The sequence below is a fragment of the Empedobacter sp. UBA1574 genome, assembly GCF_002322895.1.
Lineage (GTDB): Bacteria > Bacteroidota > Bacteroidia > Flavobacteriales > Weeksellaceae > Empedobacter > Empedobacter falsenii_B.
In genome coordinates this window covers 2,555-15,881 of record NZ_DCOI01000002.1, presented here as the reverse complement: position 1 = coordinate 15,881, position 13,327 = coordinate 2,555, and the positions used below count along the sequence as shown (strand labels likewise).

The window sequence follows — 13,327 nt, the reverse complement described above, 5'->3', positions numbered from 1 at the left end:
GTTTTGGTAAAGATAATAAAATCAAAAAGATAAATTGGTATTGAAAAAAATGATTTATTTTTGGGCAAAATCCTCTCAGATTTTAATTGAAATGAATACTTACAACTTCGCGGCAACTTAACGTTAAATTCATTTTGATTTAAAAATTTATCAAGTATTTTTAATTTTTTTAAAACCAAAAAAATGACTGTAGAAAAGTCTTTAACAGCCAAAATTGGGTCTATTTTTTCGTTAATTAAACAATCTTTTTCAAGCGAAAACTTAGATTTAACCGCGTTACCAATCAAAAAATCAGTCTTTCTATTAGCAATTCCGATGATGTTCGAAATGGTGATGGAATCTGTCTTTGCATTGGTCGATTTATATTTTGTAGGACATTTAAAAGAAAGCGCTTTCGCCATACAAACCGTTGGTCTTACAGAATCTTTATTAACAATTGTTTATTCGATTTCAATAGGAATAAGTATGGCTGCAACTGCCATTATTGCACGAAGAATTGGAGAAAAGAAACCCGAAAAAGCTTCGGAAAGTGCTTCGCAAGCAATTTTATTATCGATAATCATTACAATTCTGTTGAGTATTTTCGGATTTATATTCGCCAAAGATTTATTGATTTGGATGGGATCATCTGAACAAGCCGCAGAATACGGGAAGAATTTTACTAAAATAATGATGGCAAGTTGTTTATCAATTGTATTATTATTCTTGATTAACGGAATTTTTCGCGGAGCTGGAAATGCAGCAATTGCGATGAAAAGTTTGTGGTTAGCTAACGGAATAAATATTATTCTGTGTCCAATTCTTGTTCGCGGATGGTTCTTTTTTCCTGAAATGGGATTAGAAGGAGCAGCCTTAGCTACTGCAATTGGTAGAAGTGGTGGTGTGGTTTATCAATTGTATGGTTTAACGAAAAAAGATTCATTAATTCAAATCAAATGGAGTTATTTCGTTCCAAAATCTAAACTAATTATCAATATTGTAAAAATTGCAGTTCCTGCTATTGTACAATATATTATTGCAAGTTGTAGTTGGATTATTCTTGCGCGAATTGTTGCTCAATCTGGTGGAGAAATTGCATCTTCTGGTTATCAAACAGCTTTACGACTGATGATGTTTTTTATGTTACCTGCTTGGGGATTAAGCAATGCTGCAGCAACTTTAGTTGGTCAAAATTTAGGAAATAAAGATCCCGAAAAAGCAGAAAAATCTGTTTTAATGACAATGAAATTCAACATTATTTATATGTTGATTGTAAGTGTTATTTTCTATGGATTAAGCAATTATTTGGTTTCGATATTTACAACAGAAGCGCATATCAAACTTGTTGCAAAAGAAGGAATGTATATTTTGGCAAGTGGTTTTTTATTATACGGAATTGGAATGGTGATGATGAATGCTTTTAATGGAGCAGGCGATACAATGACACCAACGATAATCAATTTTGTTGGATTTTGGTTATTTCAAATTCCGTTAGCTTATGTACTTTCTTATCATTTCAATTTGAAAGAAGAAGGCGTATTTATAGCAATTCCTGTTTCGGAAACGTTTATTGCAATTTTAGCATTTATTCTCTTTAAACGAGGGAAATGGAAGCAGAAAATAGTATAAAAAAAATCGCTCAAATGAGCGATTTTTTTATGTTTCTATCCTTTGTAAGTATAATATCTTGCACCTTTCAAATCTGGAATTTCAGTTTCAATGCGATCTAAGGCAAAACCTTTCGAATCATTAATAGATGTTTTCAGATTTTTATTGTGTAGATCTTGGTATTGTTCAAAAGAAATTGCTTCTCTTTGATTCAAATAATTGAACAAATCCATTTTATTCATCACATTCTTCCAACCTTCACCAATTTGTCCTTGAAAAACTTTCGATTTAGATCCAGAACCATACGCAATAAATCCAACAGTTTTTCCATTCAACTCTTCATCATTATCAGCACTCACTTGTAAAGCCGATAAAAATGCCGTGAAAACAGAAGCTGTGTACATATTTCCGATCTCAGAAGAAGCACGTTGAGTTGGTTCTACTTTTTCTTTGATTAAAGCTTTATATTCATCCGATTTCGCAACAATTTTCAAGTTATCATTCGAATTATCTTGACCATTTTCTAACGCAAAAACATCCGAAAACATTCTTTTTCCTTGAAATGCATAAGGCAAGTGAAAAGCAATATATCGCCAATTTTCGTACAATTTACCTCCAACAGCAACTTTTTCTTTAAAATTAAAATAAGCTTCTCTTACTCTATTCTTATAACATTCGTTAGAATATTGCCCTTCGAAAATTGGTTCATCAGAAAAGATTTCGATTTCAGATTTTGTTGTTCCTAAAGCATTCAAAATCGCTTCATCAGAAGTTGATTGATGTGGTTTAAAGAAATCAAAAACAGATTCCATTCCAATTCCCCAATTGTTATCAAACGCAATCAAATCTGGTTGATTCGAGATTAACATCGCTACTGCACCAGCACCTTGCGTATATTCTCCCGTCGATTCTAAGCCATATTTTGCATAATCGGCTGCAATTACAATTGCTTTTTTAGCTGGATTTACACGAACATAATCAATAGAATTGTGCATCGCATCTACTCCACCCACGCACGCAAACGTCATATCCACAACATCTGTATGTCTAAAAGGTCGTTCACCAAATTGTTTAGCCAAAACAGATTCTACCAATTGTACTGCATAAGTTGCGGTTGGTTTTGCTCCATCTAAAGCGCTTTCTGTTCCTAAATAAATTCGTCCGATTTCAGTTGGATTTATATCAAAATCTGTGATTAATTTCAACAAAGCATTCGCAGCGATAGTTGCTGTATCTTCATGAACATCTAAAACAGACATTTTCTTTAAACCCAAACCAATTTCAAGTTTATCAGGATCAATATTGCGTTGAATTGCTAAATCTTTTATTGGTAAATATATATGCGGAACGTAGATAGAAGCCGCCTCTATTCCATACTTCATTTTCGTTGATTTTTAAGCGAACTTCAAAGTTAAGGGTATTTTAATTTTATTCTGGCATGAAATAAATCCTGAATTTTAAGAAATCTAATTTCATTATAAATTACTCAAAAAAGAATGCTTTTAATTATAATATTTCTTAAATTTAAGAGCATAATTTAAAATATCAATTTTCAAAATGGCACGTACTTTTTACAAATCAATTAAAAACTCTATCAAATATTGGTGGATTTTATTAATCATAGGATTACTATTTGTTGGATTAGGAATTTATTGTTTTGCATTTCCTACTGCATCATATGTAGCACTTTCAGTCTTCTTTGCAGTTTCGTTTTTATTTTCAGGAATTTCAGAAATTATCTTTTCCATTTCGAACAAAGATGAAATTGATAGTTGGGGCTGGACATTGACATATGGAATTATTACAACTATTGTTGGATTTATGTTAGTTGTAAATCCAATTCTAAGTTTAGAAGTTTTTGCTTATTATGTTGGATTTTTAATTTTATTCCGCTCAATTTCTGGAATTAGTTATGCTTTCGACCTAAAAAATTATGGCGTAAAAGATTGGGGAATTTCTCTGTTCTTAGCTATTATTGGATTAATCATTTCCCTAATTTTATTATCATCTCCACAATTAGCAGGTTTAACAGCAGTAGCTTGGCTTGGATTAGCTGTAATTTCATCAGGATTATTTGCTATTTTTATTTCGCTTCAATTGAAGAAAATAAAAGATATCCCGAATAATATTTCAGACGATTTGAGAAGTCGATACGAAGAAATTCGAAAAGAAATTGAAGATTTTAAAAATCAATAATAAAACAAAAACCTCTACTTTAATTGAAATAGAGGTTTTTGTTTTATTTTCCCAAGATTCCTTCTAAAAATCCAGTTTTAAAAGATTCAATCATAACATCTGGTTGATCTATAAAATTTAGGAAACCATATGCAAGAACTGCACCCATAGCAATTTTTCCAATTGATAACAAAGATAGCTTTTTCATATTACCTTGATTTAAAATTAAATATAATAAATATTTACAATATCGGTGCTAATAATCTACAAATCGATGCAAACGCACGGTTATACCAAGGTCTATTTTCCCACTTTTCAAGAGTTAATAATTCTGAATCCTCTTTATCTATATCAAATTGAGCACTCATTTGTTGTAATAACGTTGCATTTTCAATCACCGAAGTAATCTCGAAATTAATCATAAAACTACGATAATCTAAATTCACTGTTCCAATAAAAGCCAATTTATCATCAACCGTTATTGTTTTGGCATGAAGAAATCCTTTTTCGTACAAATAAACCTTCACACCCCGCTTCATCAAAGGTTTCAGGAATGATAACGACGCTTGTTGTACAATTACTGAATCGCCTTTTTTAGGAATCATCAATTCCACTTCTACTCCGCTCGAAACAGCAATCATCATCGCTGTCTTAAATTCGTCACTTGGTATAAAATATGGTGTACACAATTGCACTTTCTTTTTCGCTAAAGTAATTGCCAAAATCATCGCTTCCATTGCCGAATGTACATCACTACCAGGCGAAGAAAGTCCGAAACTAACAGTTGCAGCATCTTCAAAAATCTTACTTTGAGAATTGTAAAAATAATTTGAATCAGAAATATTATACTTTTTGCCTTCCGTCATCATCCAATTTAAGTAAAAATGCAATTGCAAACTATTGATAGAATCTCCTTCAATCATCACAGAAGTATCACGCCAATAAATCTTATTATTTGGACTTATTACACCATTTTGATTGATGTATTTATCACTAATGTTAATTCCTCCTAAAAATGCTTTTTTACCATCAACAATCAAAATTTTACGGTGATTACGGTAATTAGAATTCGCTAAAGAAGAAAATCGAACAGGTAAAAATGTTTGAAACTCCACACCTGTTCCATCAAATCTTGAGTGATGTTTATTCAGTTTTGATGATCCAAAATCATCCGCAGTTACACGAACTTCTACACCATTTTTAGCTTTTTCAATGAGAATATCAATGATTTCATTTCCAATATGATCTTCATCAAAAATGTAATATTCGAGATGAATATGATTTTTAGCTTCACGTAAAGCTTCCAAAAAAAGAGGAAATTTTTCTTCTCCATTTGTCAACAACTTTACTTTATTATTTGTTGCAGGATAAGCAACTCTTGCATTATTTAAATAACGATAAACCTGTGACAAAGAACCAATTCTTGCATTTACTTTATCTAAATCATCGTGAACAAATTGATCCATTTCAGCCCATTTTTCATTGATGATTTTTTGATGATTCTTATCTATACGTTTAAAAAATTCATCTTTTTTAAATTTCTGTCCAAAGAAAAAATATAAGATTATTCCAATAAACGGTAGAAAAACAATCACCAGTATCCATGCAATTGTTTTAGTAGGGTTTCGATTTTCGATCAAAATAGTAACAATCACCATTATATAAAGGATTGTAAGCGGAACCCAATACCATTCTTTGATAAAATTCCAGATGTGCAAAAGTGTAATTGACCATTCCATTTGTTACCAATTCGTAATTTTTATAAAAATAAATGAATAAAAATCAACTGCTTAAAAAATTAACAAAAAATATTTAAAAATAATTTTGGAAATAATAAATAAACCTTCTTATATTTGCAATCCAAAATGACGGTGCCTTAGCTCAGTTGGTAGAGCAAAGGACTGAAAATCCTTGTGTCCCTGGTTCGATTCCTGGAGGCACCACCACATTTATAAAACCTCAAGCATGTGTTTGAGGTTTTTTTTTTGAATGAACATAACAATTTATTCATCGAGTATTTTAGAGTTGTATCTAAATATTCCGTAAATTGCATAAAACATGGAAATAGGAAATAGACCTTGGGGTTCGTACTACGTATTAGAGGACACCGATATATATAAATTAAAAAGAATAGAAGTGAATGTTGGCGGGCGTTTGTCTTACCAATACCACAATCATCGTGCAGAAGTTTGGACAATTGTTCAGGGTACTGCAATGGTAACACTTGATGATAAAGAATATGAATACAAAGCAGGTGAAGTCGTTATTATTCCATTAAAAGCAAAACATCGTATTCAGAACATAGGTAATGAGACTCTAATTTTTATCGAAGTTCAACATGGTACGTATTTTGGTGAGGAAGACATCATTCGAATTGAAGATGATTACAACCGATCATCTGAAGATTAATAAAAACTAACTATAAAAGACTAAACTAATTCACTATGAAAATCGGAATTACATTTAGTGCTTTTGATTTGCTTCATGCGGGACATATCAAAATGCTAGAAGACGCAAAACAACATTGCGATTATTTGATTGTAGGTTTACAAACAGATCCAACATTAGATCGACCAGAAAAAAACAAACCAACACAAACTGTTGTAGAACGCTACATTCAGTTAAAAGGTTGCAAATTTGTTGACGAAATTGTGCCTTATGCAACAGAAGAAGATTTGGAAGACGTTTTGAGATCTTTCAAAATCGATGTGCGTATTTTAGGTATTGAATACCAAGACAAAAACTTCACAGGACGTAAATATTGTGAAGAAAAAGGAATCGAATTGTATTACAATTCAAGAGACCACCGTTTCTCAAGTTCCGGACTTAGAAAAGTGGTTGCTGAAAAAGAACTTCTTAAAGTTGTAAAATAAAAATGGAGTAAGGTTAGAGTTTGTCTAACCTTTTTTATTTACAATACTTTCTCAATCAAAAAATTAATGTAAAAAATAATTCTAAAAATTATACCTTTGCAAAATGTCAAATATAGTTGCAATTGTAGGAAGACCAAACGTTGGTAAATCTACGTTCTTCAACAGAATGATCCAAAAAAGACAAGCTATCGTTGATGACACTTCTGGTGTTACACGTGACCGTCACTATGGAAAATCTGATTGGAATGGAAAAGAGTTTACCGTAATCGATACCGGAGGGTATGTCGTTGGTTCAGATGATACCTTTGAAGAAGAGATCCGCAAGCAAGTTGAATTGGCTATCGATGAAGCAAATGTAATTTTGTTCATGGTAGACAATCAAGTTGGTTTAACGGATATGGATAAGGAAGTTGGCAACCTTTTAAGACGCACTAAGAAGCCTACATTCTTAGTTGTGAATAAGGTCGATACCAACAAAAATTTAGAAGATTCTTATGAGTTTTATAACTTAGGATTCGAAAAAATGTACACTATCGCTGCAATGAGCGGAAGTGGAACAGGTGAATTATTAGATGATGTGGTAGATTGTTTTACAGAAGAACAACACATTGATCCATTCGAAGGTTTACCTAAAATTACAATCGTAGGTCGTCCAAATGCTGGAAAATCTACATTAATCAATGCATTATTAGGTGAAGAACGTAATATTGTAACCGATATCGCAGGAACAACACGTGATTCTATCGAAACGTTGTACAATAAATTTGGACACGAATTTGTTTTGGTAGACACTGCTGGAATGCGTAAAAAAGGAAAAGTTAGCGAAGATTTAGAATTCTATTCTGTCATGCGTTCGGTTCGTGCAATCGAAGAATGCGACGTTTGTGTCTTAGTAATTGATGCAGAACGTGGAATTGAAGCACAGGATTTGAATATTCTTTATTTAGCAGAACGTAACCGAAAAGGTGTTGTCATCTTAATCAACAAATGGGATTTATTGGAGAAAGAAACCAATACGATGAAAGAATACAAAGATGCTATTCTAAAACGTATTGCGCCTTTTACAGACGTTCCTGTGTTGTTTATCTCGGCTCTTACAAAACAACGTGTCTTGAAAGCTGTTGATACATTTATCGAAGTTTACGAGAATCGTAGTCGTCGTATCAAAACAAGTAAATTAAACGAAACCTTGTTACCGATTATCGAGATTACACCTCCACCTGCTGTAAAAGGAAAATACATCAAAATCAAATATGTAACGCAGTTACCTACAAAAACGCCTCAATTTGCGTTTTTCTGTAACTTGCCACAATATATTAGAGATCCTTACAAACGATTTATCGAAAATCAATTGAGAAAGGAATTCAATTTTGAAGGAGTTCCAGTTGAAGTTTACTTCAGAAAGAAATAATAAAAATCCAAAAAGTCCATTTACAATTTGTAGATGGACTTTTTTATTGATAACAATAGAATTTAACATTCATAAAAAAAGCTCAACGATTCACGCTGAGCATTTTTGTGACCGAGACAGGATTCAAACCTGTAACCTCTTGAGCCGTAATCAAGTGCGCTATTCAGTTGCGCCACTCGGCCGTTTGAAATAATTGAAAGTATTTTCCTTTATTTTCGAATGCAAATATACAGCACTTTCATCGTAAAAACCTAATCTTTTTAAGAAAAATTCTAAACATTAATTTAATTTACAACGAATCAATTGCTTACAAAAATATTTTTTTATGATTTCATCCTATTTCTTAACTTGCCTGCTCTAAATTCAATCCAAATGATTAAAAAATTTATTCTAACCTCATTCGTTCTTCTTGCCATTAGTAGTTGTAAACAGTCGAAAGAAGCTGTTAAAACTGAACAAGAAAATACAACTTTTCAGTTTGCGAAAAATATTTCTATCGAAGAAAACAACGAAACAATCACGATAAAATCATCTGGAAATACGATTTCATTTGATAAAAAAGACTTGCCAATCAAAACTGTGATGGTTGAAACTTCTGCTGCCGTTACGTTTTTAGATCAATTAGAAAGTCTTGACTTAATCAAAGGAGTTTGCGATGCAGATTTTATTTACAATCCTAAAATAGCAGAAGGAATCGCAAATAAATCAATCTTGAAAGTTGGAAATTCAAACGAACTATTCACAGAAATTATCTTAAAAAATAAACCTCAATTGATTATTGCAAATTCAAATCCTGTTTTGGCAAAATATCATCAACAATTGGAACAAAATGGGATAAAAGTATTGTATTTAGATGAATACAAAGAGCAAAACCCATTGGGACAAGTTGAGTATTTGAAGGTTTTCGGAAAATTATTCGGAAAAGATACAGAAGCTGAAAAACGTGTAGAAACGGTTAAAAATAATTACGACTCCATCAAAACTATCATTCAAACCAAAGCCGAAGGTAATGTTTCAACAATTGTCAATACAATGTATGGCGACATTTGGTACGTTCCGACAAATGATTTGTTGCAAGCAAAATTAATAGACGATGCGAAAGGAAATTATATTTTCAAGAATAAAACAGGTGAAAATAGTTTGAGCTTAACATTTGAAGAAGTTTATACAGCTGGAAAATCTGCAAATTATTGGATTAATGTAACAAACGTGAATTCTTTGGCAGAAATGAAAGCTTCTTATCCAAATTATGCGTGGTTTGATGCGTTTAAGAAAGGAAATGTGTACGCATACAACAAACGAATGAATGCAAAAGGTTCGAATGATTATTTTGAGCAAGGAATTCTTCGTCCAGATATTATTTTGAATGATTTAGGAAAAATTTTCTATCCAAATTTATTTCCAACTTATGATTTATACTTTTATCAACAATTGAAATAAATGACTGAAATTATTCAAAAATTCGAAGATTTTGTTCTAAAATCTTCGAATTTATCCATTTCAACTCTTGAAAAAGATGCAGAAGGTGACGAATATATAGGTTATAATTTCAATGTTAATGAGTTTTCTATAAAATTTAGAAAAGCGAAAATTACGCCTAAAAAAGTTGGTCAATTTGTAACATTATGGAAACGAAATACAGCTAAACAAACCGAACCTTTCGACGAAAATGATGGTTTTGATTATTACATTATTGCGGCAGAAGATAATTCTAAACTAGGTTTTTATATTTTTCCGAAATCAATTTTAATTGAAAAACATATTTTGACCTCAATTAAAAAAAAAGGAAAAAGAGGTTTTAGAGTTTATCCGAATTGGGTAAAACCTGAAAATAAACAAGCGGAGAAAACTCAAAATTGGCAACAAGATTATTTCGTAGAAGTCAACAATCAACAAATTGACAAAACCAAGTTAGAAAAGATATTCAACAAAAAACGGAATTCAAATTGAGTTCCGTTTTTTTGTTATTTTTTCAAAAATTCGAATCCAAATAAAAATAAGCTTCACTGATAAAATCACTAATATTTGACGCAATTAAACTATGTGGATGAATATTATTTACAGCCAAATCTCCAGCCAATCCATGTATATAAACACCTAAAATTGAAGCTTCTGATGAATGATAACCTTGTCCAATTAGCGACGCAATAATTCCACTCAACGTATCTCCAGATCCAGCAGTTGCCATTCCCCAATTTCCTGTCGAATTGAAATAAATTTTACCTTCGGATGTAATAACTGCAGTATAAAAACCTTTTATAATAAATGTCAATTGATGAAAAACAGCAAGTTTTTTAACTTTTTCTAATTTCTCAAAATCATTTTCCCATTCTCCAATTAAACGTTGTAACTCTTTTGGATGCGGTGTTAAAACTGAATCTTGTGGAATCAACGTAAAACAATCTTTCTGATTAGCTAAACAATTTAATGCATCAGCATCAATCACCAAAGGTTGTTGTTGATTCTTAATCCAATTGATAAAATTTGCTTCTGTAGTTGGGTGTTGTCCCATTCCCATTCCAACAGCAACTCCTTGATAAATTTTTATCTCAGGAAAATGTTCAATTTGTTTTTCTGAATCATCAGTCAAACTCATTGATTCTATCAAATTTGTTTGCAAAATATTTAATCCACATTGAGGAGTATAAGTCGTTACCAAACCACTACCCGTCTTCAAGGCTGCTTTTGCACTTAAAATAATTGAACCTATTTTTCCTAAACTTCCACCAATTATCAACGTATGACCAAATGTACCTTTGTGCGAAAATTGACTTGGTTTCTTTAGAAATTTCTGAACATCATTTTTCTGTATAAAATAATAATTTGTCTCAAATTCATTACTCACATTTTGTTCTAATCCAATATCTAACAAAATAAATTCAACGGTGTAAATCTGATTTTCAGGAAATAATAAACCTAATTTAGGAACCTGAAAAGTATATGTTTTATTTGATTTACAACACGGAAAATATTTTTGCATAGGAGAATCAGCAATAAAACCAGAAGGCAAATCTATCGAGATAATTTGCGTCGGATTTGACTCTGCTATTTGATTGAAGACTGAATTCCAATCATCATGCAAAGGTTGATTAATTCCAATTCCGAAAATAGCATCGATAATAACTGAATTTTCAGGAAGTTGTAACTCTTCATTCAAATTAAAAAAATGTAAATCATTAGAACTCAAAAGTTGTTGATTCTTTAAATTATCTTCGCTATAATTCTCTGATTTCAATATATAAATCAATGTTTTATAGCCTAATTTTTTCAATTCTCTTGCAACTCCTAATCCATCTCCTCCATTATTTCCTTTTCCGCAAAAAATAATAATTGGTAATTCTTTAGATGGAATATCATTCACTATATTTTCAGTCAATTTCAATACAGCTCGCTCCATCAAATCCCAAGAGGATATATTTTGATGTTTGATCGTTAATTGATCCCATTCTTTTATCTGTTTTGAATTGAGTATTTTCATGAATAACATTTGTTTACATAAAGGTAGTAAATAAAAAAAGGAACTCAAATTGAGTTCCTTTTTTTATTTATATTCTATTAATCTTAAAATAATTCTGATTGGAATTGCTCTAAGAAACGTTTATCATTTTCTGTATACAAACGGATATCCCCAATTTGATACAACAACAACGCAATACGCTCAATTCCCATACCGAATGCATAACCCGAATATTTTTCAGGATCGATATCTACATTGCGCAAAACGTTAGGATCTACCATTCCACATCCCATAATTTCTAACCAACCTGTACCCTTTGTCATACGATAATCGGTTTCAGTTTCTAATCCCCAATATACGTCAACCTCCGCAGAAGGCTCTGTAAAAGGGAAATATGAAGGACGTAAACGAATTTCAGATTTACCAAATAACTCAGTTGTAAAATAACTTAACGTTTGTTTCAAATCTGCAAACGAAACACCTTCGTCAATGTATAAACCTTCAATTTGGTGGAACATCATATGCGAACGAGACGAAATCGCTTCGTTACGGTAAACACGACCTGGCGCTAAGAAACGCATTGGAGGTTGATTTTTCTCCATATGACGAATCTGCGTAGACGACGTATGCGTACGCAACACAATATCTGGATTAGTTTCGATGAAAAATGTATCTTGCATGTCTCTCGCAGGGTGATGTGCAGGCAAATTTAACGCTGTAAAATTGTGCCAATCATCTTCGATTTCTGGCCCTTCAGATACACTGAATCCAATGCGATTAAAAATCTCGATTATGCGATTTTTTGTAATGTTAATTGGATGACGAGAACCCAATGTAAAAGGCTCTCCAGGACGTGTCAAATCTAAAGAAGAATCAGTTTTTCCTTCGTTTGAGATTTCATTTTTAAGAACAGTTGATTTTTCAGTTGCCAATGTTTTTAATTCATTTACAACTTGACCAAATTCCTTTTTTTGTTCATTCGGAACAGATTTGAACTGTGTAAACAAGTCTGTTAAAATTCCTTTTTTTCCTAAAAATTTAATTCTGAATTCTTCAATTTCAGCAGCATTTGTTGAATGGAAGTTTTTTACTTCTTCAATATATTGTTTGATTTGGTCAATCATAATTTCTGATCAATTTGATTACAAATTTAACCGATAATCAACTTATAACAAATTATTCGAGTACTTTTATTAAAAACGTCTAATTCTTATAAATAAAAATCCTCCTAAGAAACTTAGGAGGATTTGATTGATATTATATTTTTGAAAATTATTTCCCAAATACTTCTTTTACTTTAGCTGTAATTCGTTCGCGTTCTGCATCTGTTAAATTAGAACCAGAAGGTAAACATAAACCATTTTCAAATAATTCTTCTGCTACCGTTCCTCCATAATAAGGTGCATCAGCAAAGACAGGTTGCATATGCATTGGTTTCCGTTAATTCACGAAGGAAAGGATTACTGAGGATTCTGGCTTTTATTTGTAGAGGATGTCGATTTTTTTCGAGAAATTAAAAACCTGTTTTATTATTTTTCTTCTAACTTTTACCTTAATGCAAAGTCTGTGCAAACAGAGTATGTGATTACAAAACATCAAGTCTTTGATTTTCGACGGTCAAAATTAGTTTTAGTCATTCAATGTTTTAGATCATTTGCTACGCAAACAGTAAAACATTTTAACCATAACTTTCAACTTTTTTGACTCTCGCCTCCAAATCATATGACATTTTTCTAATCCTTTTTTCATTCATAAATTTTGTAAAAACTTATTACTTAAAACTCAATACTTAAAACTTAAATTATTTTCTTAACGTGAGAGTTT

At 31.5% G+C, this 13,327-nt stretch carries 12 protein-coding genes, 2 tRNA genes and 1 pseudogene; 8 read left to right on the top strand and 7 right to left on the bottom strand.

Annotation, left to right across the window (positions count from 1 at the left end):
• Positions 1-183: 183 nt before the first annotated feature.
• On the top strand, positions 184-1,608 hold the full coding sequence (locus tag B3578_RS00280) for an MATE family efflux transporter (protein WP_291046138.1): 1,425 nt from the start codon (positions 184-186) through the stop codon (positions 1,606-1,608).
• A 35-nt stretch (positions 1,609-1,643) separates the two neighbouring features.
• Here B3578_RS00280 and B3578_RS00275 read toward each other — a convergent pair whose 3' ends face one another.
• A complete protein-coding gene (locus B3578_RS00275; RefSeq protein WP_291046137.1) occupies positions 1,644-2,969 on the bottom strand; it encodes a hydroxymethylglutaryl-CoA synthase family protein in 1,326 nt (441 codons plus the stop codon).
• 175 nt (positions 2,970-3,144) lie between these two features.
• Between B3578_RS00275 and B3578_RS00270 the strand changes: the two genes are divergently transcribed.
• On the top strand, positions 3,145-3,783 hold the full coding sequence (locus B3578_RS00270; RefSeq protein ID WP_291046135.1) for an HdeD family acid-resistance protein: 639 nt from the start codon (positions 3,145-3,147) through the stop codon (positions 3,781-3,783).
• A gap of 43 nt (positions 3,784-3,826) precedes the next feature.
• On the opposite strand, the gene B3578_RS00265 is transcribed toward B3578_RS00270, so the two are convergent.
• Entirely contained in the window at positions 3,827-3,970 is a 144-nt protein-coding gene (locus tag B3578_RS00265) for a hypothetical protein (protein WP_160279606.1), read from the bottom strand.
• Positions 3,971-4,004: 34 nt separating this feature from the next.
• Positions 4,005-5,501 (bottom strand): cardiolipin synthase, encoded by a 1,497-nt coding sequence (cls, locus tag B3578_RS00260; protein WP_291046132.1) that lies wholly within the window; start codon positions 5,499-5,501, stop codon positions 4,005-4,007.
• Between the two features lie 131 nt (positions 5,502-5,632).
• On the opposite strand from cls, the gene B3578_RS00255 reads away from it, so the two are divergent.
• The 4 genes from B3578_RS00255 (at position 5,633) to der (ending at position 8,046) form a co-directional block, all read left to right on the top strand.
• A tRNA-Phe gene (locus B3578_RS00255) sits at positions 5,633-5,708 on the top strand.
• A gap of 112 nt (positions 5,709-5,820) precedes the next feature.
• Positions 5,821-6,171, top strand: coding sequence for a phosphomannose isomerase type II C-terminal cupin domain (locus tag B3578_RS00250; RefSeq protein WP_038336510.1), 351 nt, complete (start codon positions 5,821-5,823; stop codon positions 6,169-6,171).
• Between the two features lie 35 nt (positions 6,172-6,206).
• Positions 6,207-6,635 carry an adenylyltransferase/cytidyltransferase family protein gene (locus B3578_RS00245; protein ID WP_180905607.1) on the top strand — a complete coding sequence of 143 codons (429 nt, stop codon included), beginning with the start codon at positions 6,207-6,209 and terminating at the stop codon, positions 6,633-6,635.
• Positions 6,636-6,738: 103 nt separating this feature from the next.
• Positions 6,739-8,046 (top strand): ribosome biogenesis GTPase Der, encoded by a 1,308-nt coding sequence (der, locus tag B3578_RS00240; protein WP_219034644.1) that lies wholly within the window; start codon positions 6,739-6,741, stop codon positions 8,044-8,046.
• Between the two features lie 108 nt (positions 8,047-8,154).
• On the opposite strand, the gene B3578_RS00235 is transcribed toward der, so the two are convergent.
• Positions 8,155-8,228: transfer RNA gene (locus B3578_RS00235), tRNA-Arg, on the bottom strand.
• Positions 8,229-8,418: 190 nt separating this feature from the next.
• On the opposite strand from B3578_RS00235, the gene B3578_RS00230 reads away from it, so the two are divergent.
• Complete coding sequence (locus B3578_RS00230; protein ID WP_291046124.1) at positions 8,419-9,486, top strand: ABC transporter substrate-binding protein; 1,068 nt, start codon at positions 8,419-8,421, stop codon at positions 9,484-9,486.
• Positions 9,487-9,996: a MepB family protein gene (locus B3578_RS00225; protein WP_291046123.1), complete on the top strand. Its 510-nt coding sequence runs from the start codon at positions 9,487-9,489 to the stop codon at positions 9,994-9,996.
• Between the two features lie 22 nt (positions 9,997-10,018).
• On the opposite strand, the gene B3578_RS00220 is transcribed toward B3578_RS00225, so the two are convergent.
• The 3 genes and pseudogenes from B3578_RS00220 to B3578_RS00210 all read right to left on the bottom strand — a co-directional run.
• Positions 10,019-11,524: an NAD(P)H-hydrate dehydratase gene (locus B3578_RS00220; RefSeq protein ID WP_291046120.1), complete on the bottom strand. Its 1,506-nt coding sequence runs from the start codon at positions 11,522-11,524 to the stop codon at positions 10,019-10,021.
• Positions 11,525-11,607: 83 nt separating this feature from the next.
• Positions 11,608-12,627: a phenylalanine--tRNA ligase subunit alpha gene (gene pheS / locus B3578_RS00215; RefSeq protein WP_219034641.1), complete on the bottom strand. Its 1,020-nt coding sequence runs from the start codon at positions 12,625-12,627 to the stop codon at positions 11,608-11,610.
• A gap of 148 nt (positions 12,628-12,775) precedes the next feature.
• A pseudogene (locus B3578_RS00210) lies at positions 12,776-12,940 on the bottom strand (DegT/DnrJ/EryC1/StrS family aminotransferase); the annotation flags it as partial.
• Positions 12,941-13,327 lie beyond the last annotated feature (387 nt).

Coding starts and splice junctions, on each gene's coding strand:
- B3578_RS00280 (WP_291046138.1), top strand. CDS start 184: ATGACTGTAGAAAAGTCTTTAACAGCCAAAATTGGGTCTATTTTTTCG.
- B3578_RS00275 (WP_291046137.1), bottom strand. CDS start 2,969: ATGAAGTATGGAATAGAGGCGGCTTCTATCTACGTTCCGCATATATAT.
- B3578_RS00270 (WP_291046135.1), top strand. CDS start 3,145: ATGGCACGTACTTTTTACAAATCAATTAAAAACTCTATCAAATATTGG.
- B3578_RS00265 (WP_160279606.1), bottom strand. CDS start 3,970: ATGAAAAAGCTATCTTTGTTATCAATTGGAAAAATTGCTATGGGTGCA.
- cls (WP_291046132.1), bottom strand. CDS start 5,501: ATGGAATGGTCAATTACACTTTTGCACATCTGGAATTTTATCAAAGAA.
- B3578_RS00250 (WP_038336510.1), top strand. CDS start 5,821: ATGGAAATAGGAAATAGACCTTGGGGTTCGTACTACGTATTAGAGGAC.
- B3578_RS00245 (WP_180905607.1), top strand. CDS start 6,207: ATGAAAATCGGAATTACATTTAGTGCTTTTGATTTGCTTCATGCGGGA.
- der (WP_219034644.1), top strand. CDS start 6,739: ATGTCAAATATAGTTGCAATTGTAGGAAGACCAAACGTTGGTAAATCT.
- B3578_RS00230 (WP_291046124.1), top strand. CDS start 8,419: ATGATTAAAAAATTTATTCTAACCTCATTCGTTCTTCTTGCCATTAGT.
- B3578_RS00225 (WP_291046123.1), top strand. CDS start 9,487: ATGACTGAAATTATTCAAAAATTCGAAGATTTTGTTCTAAAATCTTCG.
- B3578_RS00220 (WP_291046120.1), bottom strand. CDS start 11,524: ATGAAAATACTCAATTCAAAACAGATAAAAGAATGGGATCAATTAACG.
- pheS (WP_219034641.1), bottom strand. CDS start 12,627: ATGATTGACCAAATCAAACAATATATTGAAGAAGTAAAAAACTTCCAT.